At 68.7% G+C, this 16,474-nt stretch carries 19 protein-coding genes; 8 read left to right on the top strand and 11 right to left on the bottom strand.

Going from position 1 to position 16,474, the window contains the following annotated elements:
• Positions 1-65 precede the first annotated feature (65 nt).
• Together FFS15_RS01540 and FFS15_RS01530 are read right to left on the bottom strand one after the other, a co-directional pair.
• Positions 66-479 carry a DUF6153 family protein gene (locus tag FFS15_RS01540; protein WP_137843227.1) on the bottom strand — a complete coding sequence of 138 codons (414 nt, stop codon included), beginning with the start codon at positions 477-479 and terminating at the stop codon, positions 66-68.
• Positions 480-747: 268 nt separating this feature from the next.
• On the bottom strand, positions 748-2,064 hold the full coding sequence (locus FFS15_RS01530) for an FAD-dependent oxidoreductase (RefSeq protein ID WP_137843226.1): 1,317 nt from the start codon (positions 2,062-2,064) through the stop codon (positions 748-750).
• Between the two features lie 85 nt (positions 2,065-2,149).
• On the opposite strand from FFS15_RS01530, the gene FFS15_RS01525 reads away from it, so the two are divergent.
• Together FFS15_RS01525 and FFS15_RS01520 are read left to right on the top strand one after the other, a co-directional pair.
• Positions 2,150-2,497 (top strand): metalloregulator ArsR/SmtB family transcription factor, encoded by a 348-nt coding sequence (locus FFS15_RS01525; RefSeq protein ID WP_137843225.1) that lies wholly within the window; start codon positions 2,150-2,152, stop codon positions 2,495-2,497.
• Entirely contained in the window at positions 2,494-3,183 is a 690-nt protein-coding gene (locus tag FFS15_RS01520; RefSeq protein WP_137843224.1) for an MIP/aquaporin family protein, read from the top strand. The genes FFS15_RS01525 and FFS15_RS01520 overlap by 4 nt, the downstream gene beginning before the upstream one ends.
• A gap of 20 nt (positions 3,184-3,203) precedes the next feature.
• Here the strand turns inward: FFS15_RS01520 and FFS15_RS01515 are convergent, their stop codons facing one another.
• Positions 3,204-3,695, bottom strand: coding sequence for a bifunctional nuclease family protein (locus FFS15_RS01515; protein ID WP_137843223.1), 492 nt, complete (start codon positions 3,693-3,695; stop codon positions 3,204-3,206).
• Positions 3,696-3,787: 92 nt separating this feature from the next.
• Between FFS15_RS01515 and FFS15_RS01510 the strand changes: the two genes are divergently transcribed.
• Positions 3,788-4,816, top strand: coding sequence for an LLM class flavin-dependent oxidoreductase (locus FFS15_RS01510; RefSeq protein ID WP_137843222.1), 1,029 nt, complete (start codon positions 3,788-3,790; stop codon positions 4,814-4,816).
• Positions 4,817-4,827: 11 nt separating this feature from the next.
• Here the strand turns inward: FFS15_RS01510 and FFS15_RS01505 are convergent, their stop codons facing one another.
• Genes FFS15_RS01505 through FFS15_RS01495 form a run of 3 tightly spaced genes read right to left on the bottom strand, consistent with a single transcriptional unit; the run spans position 4,828 to position 7,231 of the window.
• The gene (locus tag FFS15_RS01505) at positions 4,828-5,340 is read right to left on the bottom strand and encodes a GNAT family N-acetyltransferase (protein ID WP_249353628.1); all 513 of its coding nucleotides are present in this window, start codon (positions 5,338-5,340) and stop codon (positions 4,828-4,830) included.
• Positions 5,337-6,413 carry a crosslink repair DNA glycosylase YcaQ family protein gene (locus tag FFS15_RS01500; RefSeq protein ID WP_137843221.1) on the bottom strand — a complete coding sequence of 359 codons (1,077 nt, stop codon included), beginning with the start codon at positions 6,411-6,413 and terminating at the stop codon, positions 5,337-5,339. Before FFS15_RS01500 ends, FFS15_RS01505 begins: the two co-directional genes overlap by 4 nt.
• Positions 6,410-7,231, bottom strand: coding sequence for an SDR family NAD(P)-dependent oxidoreductase (locus FFS15_RS01495; protein ID WP_137843220.1), 822 nt, complete (start codon positions 7,229-7,231; stop codon positions 6,410-6,412). The genes FFS15_RS01500 and FFS15_RS01495 overlap by 4 nt, the downstream gene beginning before the upstream one ends.
• Before the next feature lie 69 nt (positions 7,232-7,300).
• On the opposite strand from FFS15_RS01495, the gene FFS15_RS01490 reads away from it, so the two are divergent.
• Positions 7,301-7,819, top strand: a complete 519-nt coding sequence (locus FFS15_RS01490) for a DUF1697 domain-containing protein (RefSeq protein WP_171013044.1) — start codon at positions 7,301-7,303, stop codon at positions 7,817-7,819.
• A 72-nt stretch (positions 7,820-7,891) separates the two neighbouring features.
• Here the strand turns inward: FFS15_RS01490 and FFS15_RS01485 are convergent, their stop codons facing one another.
• Together FFS15_RS01485 and FFS15_RS01480 are read right to left on the bottom strand one after the other, a co-directional pair.
• Positions 7,892-9,757: a hypothetical protein gene (locus FFS15_RS01485; RefSeq protein ID WP_137843218.1), complete on the bottom strand. Its 1,866-nt coding sequence runs from the start codon at positions 9,755-9,757 to the stop codon at positions 7,892-7,894.
• 257 nt (positions 9,758-10,014) lie between these two features.
• On the bottom strand, positions 10,015-10,740 hold the full coding sequence (locus FFS15_RS01480; RefSeq protein ID WP_137843217.1) for a CoA pyrophosphatase: 726 nt from the start codon (positions 10,738-10,740) through the stop codon (positions 10,015-10,017).
• A 96-nt stretch (positions 10,741-10,836) separates the two neighbouring features.
• On the opposite strand from FFS15_RS01480, the gene FFS15_RS01475 reads away from it, so the two are divergent.
• The 3 genes from FFS15_RS01475 to FFS15_RS18785 all read left to right on the top strand — a co-directional run bounded on the left by FFS15_RS01475 (position 10,837) and on the right by FFS15_RS18785 (position 13,337).
• Complete coding sequence (locus FFS15_RS01475; RefSeq protein ID WP_137843216.1) at positions 10,837-12,069, top strand: phage tail sheath C-terminal domain-containing protein; 1,233 nt, start codon at positions 10,837-10,839, stop codon at positions 12,067-12,069.
• A gap of 145 nt (positions 12,070-12,214) precedes the next feature.
• On the top strand, positions 12,215-12,760 hold the full coding sequence (gene msrA, locus FFS15_RS01470; RefSeq protein ID WP_137843215.1) for a peptide-methionine (S)-S-oxide reductase MsrA: 546 nt from the start codon (positions 12,215-12,217) through the stop codon (positions 12,758-12,760).
• A gap of 1 nt (position 12,761) precedes the next feature.
• The gene (locus FFS15_RS18785) at positions 12,762-13,337 is read left to right on the top strand and encodes a DUF2510 domain-containing protein (RefSeq protein ID WP_249353626.1); all 576 of its coding nucleotides are present in this window, start codon (positions 12,762-12,764) and stop codon (positions 13,335-13,337) included.
• Positions 13,338-13,542: 205 nt separating this feature from the next.
• Here the strand turns inward: FFS15_RS18785 and FFS15_RS18545 are convergent, their stop codons facing one another.
• The gene (locus FFS15_RS18545) at positions 13,543-13,683 is read right to left on the bottom strand and encodes a hypothetical protein (protein WP_171013043.1); all 141 of its coding nucleotides are present in this window, start codon (positions 13,681-13,683) and stop codon (positions 13,543-13,545) included.
• A 156-nt stretch (positions 13,684-13,839) separates the two neighbouring features.
• Between FFS15_RS18545 and FFS15_RS01460 the strand changes: the two genes are divergently transcribed.
• A complete protein-coding gene (locus FFS15_RS01460) occupies positions 13,840-14,043 on the top strand; it encodes a cold-shock protein (protein ID WP_137843214.1) in 204 nt (67 codons plus the stop codon).
• 51 nt (positions 14,044-14,094) lie between these two features.
• Here FFS15_RS01460 and FFS15_RS01455 read toward each other — a convergent pair whose 3' ends face one another.
• Both FFS15_RS01455 and FFS15_RS01450 read right to left on the bottom strand, forming a co-directional pair.
• The gene (locus tag FFS15_RS01455) at positions 14,095-15,780 is read right to left on the bottom strand and encodes an AarF/UbiB family protein (RefSeq protein WP_137843213.1); all 1,686 of its coding nucleotides are present in this window, start codon (positions 15,778-15,780) and stop codon (positions 14,095-14,097) included.
• A 51-nt stretch (positions 15,781-15,831) separates the two neighbouring features.
• Positions 15,832-16,419 (bottom strand): PadR family transcriptional regulator, encoded by a 588-nt coding sequence (locus tag FFS15_RS01450; protein ID WP_137843212.1) that lies wholly within the window; start codon positions 16,417-16,419, stop codon positions 15,832-15,834.
• Positions 16,420-16,474 lie beyond the last annotated feature (55 nt).

Here is a 16,474-nt window from a genome sequence, read left to right as displayed (position 1 = left end):
CGGTGAATCTGCCCGGAGCGCGGGCAGGGCGCGATCCCGGCGTCGATGACCGGGATCGGCTGCCATCACGTGCGACTGATCGAAAGGTATGCGAGAGAGGGCGGCCTCGGAGGGGGCAGGACGACCGCGCGCAGGAAGCGTGCGACGGTACCCGATCCACGAACGCGGAGGAGTGCGGGCTTCACGCGAGAGACCAGCAGGATCGTCACCAGGAGGCCGAGGACGCACGCCATGAACATCGCGTGATGCGAGCCGCTCGAGCCGCAATCGGCGCAGCCCTCGTCACCGTGCGTGTCGGGAGTCGCTGCCTCGGCGTGCAGGTGGTCGGCGTGCACAGGATCGACGTGCGCCGTCACCGTGGCCGTCGAGACGGCGACCGAGTGCTGCGCGTGCGCAGTGGTCAGCGTGTGCATTCCCAGCAGGCCCGTGATCACGAGCGCGGCGAACAGCACGGTGAGGAGCAACGGGCGGGAGACCACCGGTTGCTGCGATCGCCGAACGAATTGTGCGCGCATAATGCCTCAGAAACCAGAGTACCCCTATGGGGTATTCCTTGGTGCCCTGCGACGATAGTCGGAGAGGTCAGCCCTGACCGTTCGCGACGCTCCGCCGTTCGATCAGCACGGTGGCGCGCCACTGCCCGGCGTGCGCGCCCTTCTGTGACCGCGCGATCCGCTCGCGCGTGCCCACGATTCGAAAGCCGGCAGACTCATGCAGCCGGTGCGGCTGCCCTGGCACGGATGCCTGTCACGAGCAGCATCCGCCGCCCGAGCCGGGATCCGTGGAGCAGACGCCGGTCGCCGGAAGCACCAGGTCGACCTGGGCCGCGGATGCGGTGTCGCCCGCGATCCACGCGGCCACGGAGCGGACCTGTTCGTAGCCGGTGGCGAGCAGGAAGGTCGGCGCGCGGCCGTACGACTTCATGCCGACGATGAAGAAGCCCTGCTCCGGGTGAGTCAGCTCGCGGAAGCCGTGCGGTTCGACCGTGCCGCACGAGTGCACGTTCGGGTCGATGAGCGGCGCGAGACGCTTCGGCGCCTCGACGATGTCGTCGAGCTCGAGTCGCATCTCGCGCAGCATCCCGAGGTCGGGGCGGAACCCGGTCGCGTTGACGACGACGTCGGTCGCGTGCGTCACGACCTCGCCGCGGCGATGCCCGATCAGTTCGACGCCCTCTGCCGATCGGCGCCCGCGGATGATCTCGAACCCGTCGACGACCTCGATCTCGCCACGCTCGACCGCGCGGTCGACGCGACTGCCGAGGTTCGCGCGGCCGATCAGCTCGTCGTCGGGCGAGGACGACACGCGGACCGCCTGGGCGTTGCGGATGAGCCACGTCACGCTCGTGCCGGGCTCTTCACGCGCCAGCTTGACGATCGCAAGCAACGTGTTCGCCGCCGAGTGCCCCGCCCCGACCACCGTCACGCGGCGGCCGGCGAACCGCGAACGGTCGCGGCCGAGGACGTCCGGCAGCGCCGGGGTCACCCGATCGGCGATATCAGCCATGCCGAGCAGCTCGAGTCCACTCGAGGACAGCGGGTTCGGTGAGCGGTAGGTGCCCGAGGCGTCGATGACCGCGCGGGCGACGATATCGTCGGCACTGCCGTCCGCCGCGCGGGTGCGCAGCACGAACGGCGTCGCGGCGCGTGCGCGGGTGCGCGTGCGATCCATGCCCTCGCGACTGACGCCGATGACCTCGACACCGGTGCGGATGCGCGATGCGATCGCGTCGAGCTCTGCCAGAGGTCCGACGTACTTCTCCACCAGTTCCGACCCCGTGGGCGCGCGCTCCGGATCGGGCAGCTCCCAGCCCTGCGCTTCGAGCAGGCGTCGGGATGCCGGATCGACGAGGTGCTTCCACGGCGAGAACAGCCGGGTGTGTCCCCACGACCGCATGCTCGACGCGACCTGATCGCCGGCTTCGAAGACGACGAAGTCGATCCCGCGCTCGACGAGGTTCGCCGCCGCAGCGAGACCGATGGGCCCCGCGCCGATGATCGCCACCGGCAGCGTCGCCGTACGATCGTTGTGGGTGATTCGCGGGGTCAGATCGAGCAGGGTCACAGCATCCTCCGGAATATCGATGAACTTCGATGTTCGATTCTGTATCCGTCTATCGATGAATGTCAATATCGACTATCATCGATGCATGCCCACGATGCTCCCGGTCACGGACGTCTCTGCCGACGCGTGCTGCACGTCACTCGTACGCGAGCCGATCACCGCCGCCGAGGCCGAGCAGCTGGCGACGACAATGAAGGCCCTCGCCGACCCCGCACGACTGCGTCTGCTGTCGATCGTTGCGGCCTCGGCGAACGCCGAGGCGTGCGTGTGCGATCTGATCGATCCCGTCGGACTCAGCCAGCCCACGGTCTCGCATCACCTCAAGGTCCTGACGACCGCCGGCTTCCTCACGCGCACCAAGCGCGGAACGTGGGCCTACTACGCGCTGGTCCCAGGGGCACTCGACCGCATCTCGCAGGCGCTCGCGCCGTGAGCCGCACCGTGCGCGCGGTCGCGGGTGAGTTCCTCGGCAGCGCCGGACTCGCCGCAGTGGTCGTCGGCTCGGGCATCGCCGCCCAGCGCCTCTCTCCGGGAGACGTCGGCCTGCAGCTCCTCGAGAACGCCTTCGCGACCGCCCTCGGTCTGGGCGTGCTCATTCTCGTGTTCGCGGCGGTCTCGGGCGCGCACTTCAACCCCGTCGTGACGCTTGTCGACATCGCGCTGCACCGCAAGAAGTGGTCGACGGCAGCGACCTACCTTCCCGCGCAGGTGCTCGGCTGTATCGCCGGCGCGGTTCTTGCGAACCTGATGTTCGCGGCGCCCGCGGTCACGTGGAGCACCACGGAGCGCTCCGGGTGGCATCTGCTCCTGGCCGAAGCGGTCGCGACAGCGGGCCTGATCCTCGTGATCTTCGCGCTCGTACGCACCGGGCGATCTCATCTGGCCGCGCCGGCGGTCGGCGCATACATCGGCGCGGCGTACTTCTTCACGTCGTCGACGAGCTTCGCGAATCCGGCCATCACGGTCGGGCGCATGTTCTCCGACACGTTCGCCGGCATCGCCCCGGCTTCGGTGCTGCCGTTCATCGGGGCACAGCTGGTCGGCGCGGCGCTCGGGTGGGCACTGGTGCGCCTTCTCTTCCCCGCAACTGCCCCGCAGCGGGTCGCTGCGGTCGCCTGACGCGCCTGTCACCGACGGGCTCAGGCCTCGAAGTCCTCAGGTTCGACCTCGTCCAGGAACTGCTTGAACTCGTCGAGGCTCGCCGCCGCGTCGTTCTCGGTGAGCACGTCGGGAACGCCCGCCTCGGTCATCACCGCGTCGGCCACCCAGATCGCCGCGCCCACGCGCGACGCGAGGGCCACGGCATCCGAGGGTCGCGCGTCGACGATGCGATCGCCGAGGGCCGTGGCGAGCGTGATGTCGGCGTAGAACGTGCCGTCGTCGATGCGCGAGATCTCGACTCGCGTCACCTCTGCGCCCAGCGTCTCGAGCAGAGTTCGCATGAGGTCGTGGGCGAGGGGCCGTGGCACAGCGGCCTTCTCGACGGCGACGAGGATCGAGGTCGCCTCCATCTGCCCGATCCAGACGGGAAGCACCATGCCGTCGCCGGGGATCTCGTCGATGGGCTTCAGCAGGAGGACGTGCTGGCCCGAGGCATCGAGCGCGACACCTGCCACGCGCACCTGGACCATCACGCCTCCTCGTTCCCTTGTGGCCATCGTAGGCACGCGACGGGTCTGACGACAGGAGGAATGGATGCCGCGGGGGTACCGTTGCTCTGGTCATGCAGCGCTTCGGAACCCTCTCGTTCGGTCACTACGGACCCCTCGGGGGTGGACGTCAGCTCACCGCGGGCGACTCGATGCGCCAGGCGATCGACCTGGCGCAGGGCATGGACGACCTCGGGGTCAACGGAACGTACTTCCGAGTGCACCACTTCGCCCGGCAGCAGGCCTCGCCCATGCCGCTCCTCGCCGCAATCGCCGCAACGACCGAACGCATCGAGGTCGGCACCGGTGTCATCGACATGCGCTACGAGAATCCGCTCAATCTCGCGGAAGAGGCGGCCGCCGTCGACCTCATCAGCGACGGGCGGCTCGCGCTCGGCGTGAGTCGCGGGTCCCCCGAGACCGTCGTGCGCGGCTACGAGGCGTTCGGCTACACCGGCTCGGACGACCCGCGCGGGGCAGACATCGCCCGCCAGCACTTCGATCTGTTCCTGCGGGCGATCGAAGGCGAGGGGCTCGCCGAGCGGGATGCCGCTTCGCCTTTCGGCGGCGGGACGGGGATGCAGCGGATCGAGCCGCACTCCCCGGGGCTCCGCTCGCGCATCTGGTGGGGCGCGGGCAATCGGGACAGCGCCGAGTGGGCAGGGCGGATGGGCGTCAACCTCATGTCGTCGACGCTGCTCACCTCGGCTGACGGCCGCCCCTTCGACATCCTGCAAGCCGAGCAGATCGATGCGTTCCGCGCCGCCTGGCGTGCAGCCGGGCACGCGGGCGAGCCACGGGTTTCGGTGAGCCGCTCGATCTTCCCGCTCATGACGGCCGAGGACCACCTGTACTTCGGCGGCAGGCAGGACGGGGATCAGATCGGCGTGATCGACGGCATCCGCTCGACGTTCGGCAAGACGTACGCGGCCGAGCCCGATGTCCTCGTCGAAGAGCTGCTGGCGGATGCCGCCATCCAAGCGGCCGACACCCTCATGCTCACGATCCCGATCCAACTGGGTGTGGAGTTCAACCTGCGCGTCATCGAGGCCTTCGCCACCCACGTCGCCCCGAGTCTCGGGTGGCAGAGCACACGCGCCTGACCGCGCCCTGATCAGATGCTACGCGCCAACGCCGCGAGGTCGACGCCGGTGAGGCGCTGCGTCGTCCACTCGTCCATCGGCGCCGCGGCGAGAGAGCGGTAGAACGCGATCGCGGGCGCGTTCCAGTCGAGGACCGTCCATTCCAGGCGCGAGTATCCCCGCTCGACGCACAACGCCGCGAGCGACGCGATGAGGGCCTTGCCGTAGCCGCGCCCGCGCTGCGCGTCGTCGACGAAGAGGTCTTCGAGCCAGATCCCGTGGCGCCCCGTCCAGGTGGAGTAGGTCAGGAACCAGATCGCGATGCCGACGATCTCGCCGTCGCGCTCGACGACATGCGCGAACGCGCGAGCCTCGGGCCCGAACAGCGTCTCGGTGAGCGCCTCGGCCGTGTTCTCGACGGCGTCGGGTTCACGCTCGTAGACGGCCAGGGCGTGGATCGACGACAGGATGCCGGCCTCATCGCCCGGTCGGGCGGAGCGCAGCAGGGCACCATCGGGAAGGGTTCTGAAGGTGGGCGAGGTCACTCCACGAGCGTAGTCACGCCGAGCCACTCCGCGAGTTCTGCGACCTCGGCCCGCACCGCGTCGGCCTCGTCGGGTTCGAACGGCAGGAACTCGTGCAGTGCGTTGATGCGCAGGATCTCGCGGCCGCGATCCACCTCGGCGTCCAGCATCCCGACGAATCGGTCGCCCATCAGGATCGGGTGCGCGAAGAAACCGTAGCGCCGCTGGGGCTTGGGCTTGAACTGCTCGAGGACGTAGGTGAACTCGAAGATCTCGGTGAGGCGCGGGCGATCGGACAGGAAGCTGTCGTAGGGGTTGAGGAGCGCGACGCGGCCGCCGGCATCGTCGTCGATGGCGGCGAGCGCGGCAGGATCGACACGGAACTTCCACGTGCTGCCTTCTACGGTCGCCGGTTCCCCGGCATCCCCCACGAGCGACCACGGCGACTTCTGCTTCGCGATGCCGACGGCCTGCAGTCGGCGCTCGTCGAGCAGCCGTGCCGCTTCGTCGTCGACGTACTCCGGCAGGTCCGCCGGGTAGACGCGCTCCGCCAGTTCCCACCGGCGATGGCGTCCCTCGCGCCCCGAGATCGCGACTTCGCCCTGTCGCATGAGGAACTCGAGCATGTGCGGCACCTGGTTCGACCCCGACCATCCGTCGGGCGGACGGCTGACCTGCGCGGTATCGGGGATCTGGGTCGCCAGGAGCGGGCCTTCGGCGCGCAGGCGTGCGAGCACATCAGCGCGAAAGCGGTCGTTCGCCGCGAGCCAGTCGCGACTGCTCTGCCGACGCGGCCACCGGCGCATGATCGGGCGCATGAGCGGCAGCAGGCTGATCGGACGGAACGCGCCGTCGTATTCGAACAGCTGCCGGTCGAGTTCGACGGCCTTCTGCAGCTGTCCAGCCTCGTACGACCACCCGATCCGCGACCACAGAACGGTCTGCTCGCATGGCGCGATCGTGGCGGTCGGGTCGATCTTGATGTACCCGAGCTGCTCGGCGACCTCGACCACGTCGCCGGGTCGCACCGCGTCCAGCAGCTGCGCTCTCACCGCGATTCGGCGGGCCTCGTCGCGCGTGAGGCGGTGGGTCACAGCCCCACCATCCGGGTGCTCTCCTCCCACAGTCGTTCGGCGACGGCAGGGTCGCTCGCGACGCGCGCGGTGCGGGCGGGTCGATTGTCGGCGTAGTACTCCCCCGAGATCCACGTCTCCCCGGGTGTGCCCTCGGCGAGCCAGGTGAGGCGCGAGCCGCCCTTGTCGGTCGAGATGAGCATTCGCTTGGCGAGGGCGTTGTGGTACAGGAATCGCCACGCCCCCTTGGCCTCCGCGGCGAACGCCGTCGCAACCGCACCCGGATGGAACGCGACGGCCGAAAGCCCGGCATCGTGGAAGCGGTGGTGCAGCTCTTTCGTGAAGAGGATGTTCGCGAGCTTGCCGTTGCCGTACGCGGTGCTGGCGGAGTAAGAACGCTCGCCCTGCAGGTCGTCGATGTCGAACCGCGAGAAGCGGTGCGCGGCGGCGCTCGAGGTCTGGATGACCGCCGCGCGGCTCTCGATGAGCCGGTCCAGCAGCAGGTTCGTGAGCAGGAAGCCGCCGAGGTGGTTCACCTGGAAGGTGAGTTCGAAGCCGTCGCGCGTAACGGTGCGATCGGCGAAGACGCCACCGGCGTTGTTGGCGAGGACATCGATGCGCGGGTACGCGGCGAGGAGCGCCGCGGCGAGGTCGCGGACCTGCGATAGATCGCCGTAGTCCACGACGAAGGATGCCGCGCCGAGCTCGGCGGCCACGGCGCCGGTCTTCTGCGGATCACGTCCGACGATGACGACGGTCTCGCCCGCTGCATGCAGCTGCCGGGCGGCGGCCGCGCCGATCCCGTCGCTCGCGCCGGTGATGACGATGGTGCGTGGCATGGCGTCCTCTCCTATCGGATCAGCGTATGCCGTGTGACGGCTGTCGGCGCCCGGGCCTATCTTCGGCACGTGCGTCATGTCGCGTTCCTGCGTAACGTCAACCAAGGTCAGCAGGGCCACCCGTCGACGGACGACCTGCGACGGGCTTTCGCTGAAGCGGGCTGCACCGAAGTTGTGCCGTTCCAGAGCAATGGCACGGTCGTGTTCGAGGCGACCGACCCTGAGCAGGTTGTCGCCGATGCCGTGGCTGCGCTCGCCGCACGATCAGGAACCGAGCGTGAGGCATTCCGGATGCCGATGCACGATGTCGTCCGTCTGGTCGAGGCTCACTCTGCCGAGCCCGACGCACAGCGGCGCGAGCTGACCCTCCACGGCGGGTCGGCCATAGATCTCCGCGGCGCCGCGAACGTGCGCGAAGCCGCCCGCCGGCGCTGCGTCATCGCCGAGACAGGCGAGGGGTGGGCGGTTTCGATCAACGAGCGGGATCACGAGAGCAACGCGACTCCCACGCTCGAGCGGATCACCGGCCTCCCGGCGACGTCTCGCGGTCTGCCGACGCTGGTGCGGCTGGTCGCTCGCTTCGGGTGAGATCTCTCAGCCCGAAAGCGATGAGGGGCAGTGCGGCTGGTCGCCGCACTGCCCCTCAGAGAGACTCGTCGCTTACGGGGCGACCGGAGCCTGAGCCGTGAACGTGTAGGTGCCGGTGTGGCCAACGAGGTCGGCGAAGCTCACCGTGATCGCCTTCTCGCGGTAGTAGATCTTCGTGAAGGTGGTGCCGTTGCCGTACCAGCCCTGGCCGAGCGTGGCACCGTCGACCTGTTCGCTGAAGGTCAGGGTGACGGCGGTGCGGCCGCCCTCCTTCGCCTCGTACGCCTGCGCGATGGAGGTGACCTCCGGCGCGACGGTGTCGAGCACGAACTGGAACGTCGAACTGTTGCCCGCGGTGTCGAACACCGTGATCGTGTTCGCGCCCTGGACGGCGTTGTAGTTGCCCGCGTTCAGGTCGGACCACTTGCTGTTCGTGCGCTCGTACTTCGTGCCGTTGGCGACCACGTAGTCGACCTGGCCGACTCCGGCGTCGGAGAGCTTGAAGCTCGGGACCGAGGTGTAGATGCCGTTCACGACCGTCGCTCCATCCTTCACCGTGATGGTGGGAGCCGCGGTGTCGAGGATGAAGCTGAACGTCGCGCTGTTGCCGGCGGTGTCGAACACGGTGATGGTGTTCTCGCCCTGGACCGCGGCGTAATTGCCTGCGTTCAGGTCGGACCACTTGTCGTTCGTGCGCTCGTGCTTCGTGCCGTTGGCCACGACGTAGTCGATCTGGCCCACGCCGGCATCCTCGAGCTTGAAGCTCGGGACCGACGCGTAGATGCCGTTGACGACCGTCGCGCCCGCCTTCACCGTGATCATGGGAACCACCGTGTCGATCTCGACCGGGAGGTTGCCCGTGACCGCGATGTTGCCGGCGAGGTCGGACGCGTTGTAGCGCAACACGTACTCGCCGTCGGGCAGGTTGACGGTGGCGTTGTGTGTCGCCGCCGCCGCACCGGCGGCCGACGACGAGGTGCTCTTGAGGAGCACGCCGTTCTGGTAGACGTTCACGGTGAGACGGTTCAGACCATGGTCATCGGTCGCGTCGAGCTGGATGCCGAGCGACGCGTTGCTGACGGGGTTGCCGTCGGCCGGTGCGATCAGCGTCACGACGGGCTTCACCCGGTCGATCACGACGGGGTAGGTCTTGCTCGTCTGGTTGTTCGAGTCATCCCATGTGCTGACCTTGAGCTGCGTGGCGGGGCCGTCGGCGAGGGCGTCGGTGTCGGCCGTGAACGCGAAGTCGTTGGTGTCGAAGAACCACTGGCCGGACTTCTTCGCCCACTTGCCGTTCTCCAGCTGCTGGATCTCGACATAGGCCTTCGCCGGGTTCGCCTCGATCTGCGAGAGATCGAACGTCTGTGTGCCCTTGACCGGGCCGAAGGCTGCGTCCGCGAGAACGGGAGCGGTGGTGTCGGCCTCGACCTCAGGCTCGGTGACCTCAGGCTCGGTGACCTCAGGCTCGGTGACCTCGGGCTCGGTGACCTCGGGATCGGTGACCTCGGGATCGGTGACCTCGGGATCGGTGACCTCGGGCGTCGAGCCGTTGCCGTTGCCCTGGCCGTTGCCGTTGTTGCCGTTGTTGCCGTTGCCATTGCCGTTGTTGCCGTTGCCGTTGCCGTTGCCGTTGTTGCCCTGGCCGTTGCCGTTGTTGCCGTTGCCCTGACCCTGGTTGCCGTTGCCCTGGCCGTGGTTGCCCTCGCCGTGGTTGCCCTGGTTGCCGGCGACACGAGCCGCAGGCGCTGCCTCGACAGCCTCATCGGCGACGACGGTGGTGGCCGTCTCGGTCGTCTCGGTCGACGCGATCGACTCGAGGCCCGCTGCGGCGGCCTTCTCGCCCATCTCGGGCGCAACCACGTTGGCTGCGACGACGGCGACCGGAGCACCGATCAGTGCTGCAACGGCGATGGCGACGGACACACTCTTCTTCGACATTCATTCCCCTATAGGTATGCGAGCGCGCGACAGCGCACCGCGACATGCGTCCCGTCTCCCCAGTGGCGACAGGACAGCCCTTCAAACCACGCGGCCGGCGTGATCGCACGGCCGCAGATGATGGACTGGCCCCGGCAGCGCTTGCGCGCACCCGAAGCTCATCGGCTCAGGTTCCATCGTTTCATGGGGCACCGACATCGAACGAGTCGCGAGATGTATTCGTCTGAATCTTTCAGAAAACCTGAGGTACGGACTTCTCAGTCCGGTGGCAGCACGAGAGGCAGTTCGCGCTCGGCATCCCACCACTCGGTCCACCCGAGCCGGTCGAAGAGCCCGTCCAGCAGCATCCCCGTGAATCCCCACACGAGGTGCTCGCCGCGCGCATGCCGCACAAGGAATCCGGGCCCGCGCCACTCTTGCCCGTCGCGGCGGATCACCGTCACACCGCGGTTCGACGGGTCGAGCAGATCGGCGACGGGCGCGCGGAAGACGGCGGCCGATTCGCCCTCGTCGACGACGCGCACCGGCGACGGATGCCGCCACCAGCCGAGCACCGGCGTGACGACATGCCGGTTGAACGCGAGCGGGACCGTCTCGAGCTCGCCCAGCACCTCCACCCCGGCCGGGTCGAGACCGGTCTCCTCCTGCGCCTCGCGGAGCGCCGCTTCTACCGGCCCGGCATCGCCCGGGTCGATACGTCCGCCCGGAAAGGCGACCTGCCCGGGATTCGACCGCAGCGTCCACGCCCGCTCGAGAAGCAGCACGTCGAGGTCACGTGAGACCACCTGAGCGCGGGGATCGTGGTCGCTCGGGATCGAGTCGAGCACTCCGAAGAGGATGAGGACCGCCGCGGCCCGTGAGTTCGCCGCCGTCGGCAGGTCGGCGAACGCCTCGAATCCGCGTCCACCCCGCCCCTCGCCCACCGCTGCGGCGAGTGCGGACAGCTGCGCGCGGGCACCCGGCGAGACAGGAGGACGAGACATCGATTCAGGCTACGCCCACGCTGTCTGCACAGCCCCACCGCCCCGCGCGGTGCAAGCTCCTGTCGCGGCACCGTCATCCGGCCTAGCATCCGTTTCATGGGGCGAGACGACGAGCGCGACGATTTCGACTTCAGCAACGACGCCACACAGCTTTCCAGCCGCGATCTGGACGGCCTTGCCGACTACCTCGAGGAACACGAGCGCGGTGTGAGCCGACGCCTGGTCGATGAGATCCCGCCAGGCCTGCGGATCCCCCGGATCGTCCCCGACCTGCGCCGCGTGCGGCCGTCACCCATCGAGGGGGCCCCTACGACCCTGACCGCTTTCCTCGGCATCGCAACCGGCGACCTGACCCCCGTGCGCGTCGACGGCTGGAAGCAGTACACACAACGGTGGCCCGACGACACGCCGCTCGCATCCGCCGTCGAGGCCTACTTCCGCGGCGGCGGTCAGTCGGCATGGATCGCGCCGCTCGCGAAGCTCACCCCCGAGAACGCCTCCGACGCGGCCGCAGCCCTTCACCGAGATGTCTCGCTCGTCGCGGTCGTCGACGACCCGGCTCCGGCACCCGAGATCGTGGCCGCCGTCTCGGCCGCCCTGAGCGGGAGGCGCGTGATGCTCCTCGTCGAAGGCCCGTGGACGGATGCCGCGACCGCCCGGTCTGCCATGTCGGGCGACCCCGCGACAACGGTCGGCGCTGCAGGACCCGACGTCGCGGTGTACTGGCCGCGCGTTCGCGTGCCGTCTCCCACCGGCGTCCGCTCGATCGCTCCCCTGGGTCCGGTCGCCGGCGCCATCGTGGCAGGCGATCTGCTCGCCGGAGTCTTTTCGGCGCCCACCGGCAGTCGCGGCGCGTTGCCCGGGGCGCTCGGACCGGTCGTCACGGCGACACCGCCCGAGATCGCGCAGCTCAATCCGCTCGGGCTGAACGTGATCCGCGAACTCCCGGACCGTGGGGCGATGGTGTGGGGTGCGCGCACACTCACGACCGACCCCGAGTGGAGGTATATCTCGGTGCGGCGCGGCGCTCATTTCATCACAGCGAGCATCGAACGCGGGCTCACGTGGACCGCCTCCCAGCCGAACGCGGAGCCGCTGTGGGCAGACGTGCGACGCGAGGTCGACGGGTTCCTCACGAACCTCTGGCGTTCGGGCGCGCTGTTCGGCCAGAAGCCGAGCGAGGCGTTCTTCGTACGCTGCGATCGCACGACGATGACCGAGACCGACATCGCCGAAGGCCGCCTGATCTGCATGGTCGGGTTCGCACCGTTGCGGCCCGCGGAATTCATCGTGCTGCGCCTGACCGCACGCACCGCTGTGCAGCCGTAGCCGCGCGATCGACTCGGGAACTCCAAGCCGGCTCCCAGCTTCACGGGACCAAATCGGGTGCGGCATCCGTTGTCATGGAAGCACCGAGACATCGGCGCTCGTGATCGACGAAACTAGAGGCACGACTCGCAACGAGGAGCACGTCATGACCATCGACACCGGAACCATCACCCAGAACCCCGACACGGAGACCGCCGTGCTCGCCGGCGGCTGCTTCTGGGGGATGGAGGATCTCATCCGCCGCCAGCCGGGTGTGCTCGACACTCGCGTCGGCTACACGGGTGGCTCGAACGACCACGCCACCTACCGCAATCACCCCGGTCACGCCGAGGCGGTCGAGATCGTCTTCGACCCGACCGAGACGTCGTTCCGCGACATCCTGGCGTTCTTCTTCCAGATCCACGACCCGTCCACGCGTGATCGCCAGGGCAACGACATCGGCTCGAGCTACCGTTCCGCCATCTTCCCGCTCTCGCCCGAGCAGGAGCGGGTCGCCCGCGAGACAATCGCCGACGTCGACGCCTCGGGACTCTGGCCCGGCAAGGCGGTCACGCAGATCGAGCCCGTCGGCCCCTTCTGGGAGGCCGAGCCCGAGCATCAGGACTACCTGATTCGCTACCCCAACGGCTACACCTGCCACTTCCCGCGTGCGGGCTGGGTGCTGCCGAAGCGGGCCGACGCGACCGCGTGAGATGACCGCACCCGAGGCGGGCTGGTACGACGACGGCACCGGCAGGCAGCGCTGGTGGGACGGATCGCGCTGGAGCGGGCAGTACATCGATCTGCGCGAACGCGACGTCGAGCTTCACAGTGACGCGTCGGCACCGCTCACCTCGGGGGCCGCGCCCGGTTGGTACGACGACGGGCGCGGCCGGCAGCGGTGGTGGGACGGCGCCGGCTGGACGAACGCAGCGAAGTTCAGCGGCGAGGAGCAGGTGCTCGCCGGCGTCGTCGTCGACGGCAGGTGGCTGCACTTCGGTGTGGCGAGCGAGCCCGTCGCCGGGGCTCGGGCCTCCGTCGCCACGGGCGCCGAACTGCTCAAGCGCGGGCGTCTCGGCAGCGCCGCCACTGCCAGAGCCCTCCTCGCGCCGTCGGGGCCGATCACGCCACGGCTGCTCAAGCGGTCGGTCGACCCGGCGTCGACCTACCTCGTGGTCGAGGTCGCCGGGCAGGTCTGGCTCGCCTTCGTCGGTACGGCTCAGGATGCCGTGGCCACCCGGTTCGCCACGTGGATCAACACCGTCGCGGAGTACTACCGCTATCGGTGACAGTCGGGCGTGCTAGGGTGGATACCGCCCACTCGGGTCATGCGTCGATTCCCACTGCCTCACTGTGGAGTTGCAGACAGCCTGACGCCCGGAACGTCGTACCGACGTCCGCCCCCATAAACTTCGACTACCGCGCACGAGCGTCTGTACCGCCGCGCAACTCCTGAAAGCCCTCTTGACCTTCGTCACCCTCAGTACCTCTTCGTCACGACCGCCGCTTCACTGGCGTCAGGCCGACGACGACGTCTTCGTCGCGACTTCCGCCGGCGAGTATGCCGGCTTCGTCGGCGTCACGCCGCTCGGCTTCGAGGCGCACACCGCCCGCGGCGAAGACCTCGGCGTGCACAGCACGCGCGAAATCGCCTCCTCGGCTGTCGCGGCCGCGATGACGCGTCCGGCACCCATCCCTGCGGGCTCCCCGCACCACATCCGTCCGCTCCGCACACAGCGGCGCGGCACCCCTGGTCGCTCTCGCGGCCCGAAAAACAAAAGGAAAGACACGATGGCCACTGGCACCGTGAAATGGTTCAACTCCGAAAAGGGCTTCGGCTTCATCGCCCCTGACGACGGCGGCGCCGACCTGTTCGCGCACTTCAGCGCGATCACCGGCGAAGGCTTCAAGGAGCTCCGCGAAGACCAGAAGGTCGAGTTCGAGGCGGAGCGCGGCCCGAAGGGCATGCAGGCCGCCAACATCCGGCCGCTCTGATCTTCCCGTCGGCCGGGGTGACCTCGTCACCCCGGCCGACGCACCTCAGAGCTATCCGCGCCGTCCGCCGACCCCGGCGAACAGCGCGTGCAGCAGCGGGATCACCGCCGCTGCCATGAGTACCGTGCCGAAGACCACGTCGTCGGCACGCAGCAGGACACCGCCCACGAGCAGTCCTGCGAACAGGATCGCCGACACGATTCGTCGGCCCGTGCGCTCGAGGCGCGCGATGCGCCGATCGAGCTTGGGTGAGTCGACCGCGAGCCTGCCGTCTTCTAAGCGCGTCGCGAGATCATCGATCCGCTGCGGCAGTCGCGCCACGACGCCCGCGACCGAGACCGCCTGTTTGGCGAAGGCCTGCACGACGTTGCCGCTCTCATCGCGAATGAGCTGACCTGCGTAGGGCTCGACGGCATCCCAGATGTTGAACGCCGGGTCGAGCGAACTGCACATCCCCGACGTCAGCGACATCGCCCGGATGATCAGCAGGAAGTTCTCCGGCAGCTGGAACGGCAACGATCGCACGACGTCGCCGAACTCGAGCGCGAACGCGCGGAACTCCCGAGGGTCGACCTCCTGCAGTTCGGCGAAGCCCATCCCGCCGAACCGGGCGAAGAGCTTCGTCATGGCGCGTTCGAGCTCGGCGGTATCCGCCGACGGCAGCAGCACGCCCACCTCGCGGATGCCGTCGACCATCCCCTTGCCGTCGCGTGATGCCGCCGCGATGAGGATTCGCCGAAGGCCTCGGCGCAGCCCCTCGGGCACCTCGCCCATCATGCCGAAGTCGATGAACGTGAACCGCCACTCGCGGCCTCCCTCACCGTCCGCGATCGGCGTCACGAAGATGTTGCCCGGATGCGGATCGGCGTGGAAGAACCCGTCCTTGAAGAGCTGATCGAACATCACCGCGGCGAATTCGCTCGCGACCAACGCCGGGTCGATGCCGGCAGCACGCAGGCCCTCGACGTCGTTGATCTTGATCGCCGTGACGTCCTCGAGCGTCAGCACGCGACGCGTCGTGCGCTCCCACACGATCTCGGGCACCGCGACGCGCGGGTCGTCTGCGAAGTCGCCCGCGAACCGCTCGGCACTCGCAGCCTCGTGCAGATAGTCGATCTCCTCGAGACTCGTATAGGCGAACTCCTCGACGAGGGCGGGCATGTCGACGCGGTCGGCGACGAGACGCACGCGGCTCAGCCACACAGCCACCCGCCGGAGTGCCTTGAGGTCGACATCGACGACTTCATCGATGCCCGGGCGCTGAATCTTCACGACCACGTCGCGGAGTCCGGTGTCTTCGGCATCGGCATCCGACAACCGTGCGCGGTGGGCCTGACCGAGGGATGCCGCCGCCAGGGGGATCTCGTCGACGAAGGAGAACGCTCGATCGAGGGACACTCCGAGCTCGGCTTCGGCGAGAGCGCGGATCGCGGGGAACGGCACCGCCGGGACCTCGTCCTGCAGCCCTTCGAGCTCTTTCGTGATCTCGGGCGGCAGCACGTCCAGCCGCGACGACATGAACTGGCCCACCTTGATCATGAGCCCGCCGAGATCGACCGCCAGCACATGGAAGCGCTGAGCGATGCGCGTGAGCCGCGCCGCACGCCCGCGCGCGGACAGGCGCGCGAGGCCGAGTCGGGGCAGGAACAGCTCGTACCACCAGGCCTGGATCATGTATCGCGCCGCGAACCGCAGAATCCTGCGGTAGCGGGCGCGCATGTTCGAGGCGCCGGTCATGAAGTCTCCTCGCAGCTGAGAGCCCAGGACCGACGTGCCGCGGGCACCCGGTCAGTCCTGAGCGAGGATCGAGTAGAGCTTACGACGCGCGTCGTCGAGCACGGCGACCGCCTCCTTCACCTGCTCGGGACTGCCCGAGCGACCGACCTGAGCGACCGCCTGGGCGAGATCGATGCCGGCCTTCGGCAATGCGGACTGCCGCGAGCCTTCCCGTGCATTCCCGGACGACTCCCACGGCGCCGATCGGTCAGGCGCGGCATCCGCGACCTGTCGACCTTCGTCGGTGAGCGCGTACGTCTTGCGTCCGTTGGACTCCTCGGCCTGGATGAGCCCCTCGTCGGTGAGCAGCTGCAGCGTGGGATACACCGAGCCGGGGCTCGGCTTCCACGCACCGGCGCTGCGCTCCTCGATCTCGCGGATGATCTGGTAGCCGTGCATCGGCTTCTCCGCCAACAGCGCGAGCACGGCCGCGCGCACGTCGCCTCGGCCCATGCGCGTGCCGCCGACCTTCTGTTCGAACTGCCCGCGCAGCTGCTCCATCGCCTCCCACAGACCCGTGACGGGCCAGGTGGACCCGGCGCCGGAGCCGGAGCCTCGTGTACTGCCGCCGAACCAGTCCCCCATGTTCGAACCGCTCATGACAACCTCCTCAGCGTCGACCCGGGCGGCTCGACGATACATAACGATATATCGC

Source organism: Microbacterium sp. 2FI, assembly GCF_005502885.1.
GTDB lineage: Bacteria > Actinomycetota > Actinomycetes > Actinomycetales > Microbacteriaceae > Microbacterium.
Note: the sequence above shows the minus strand (reverse complement) of the source record. Positions and strands in the feature narration are given on the sequence as shown.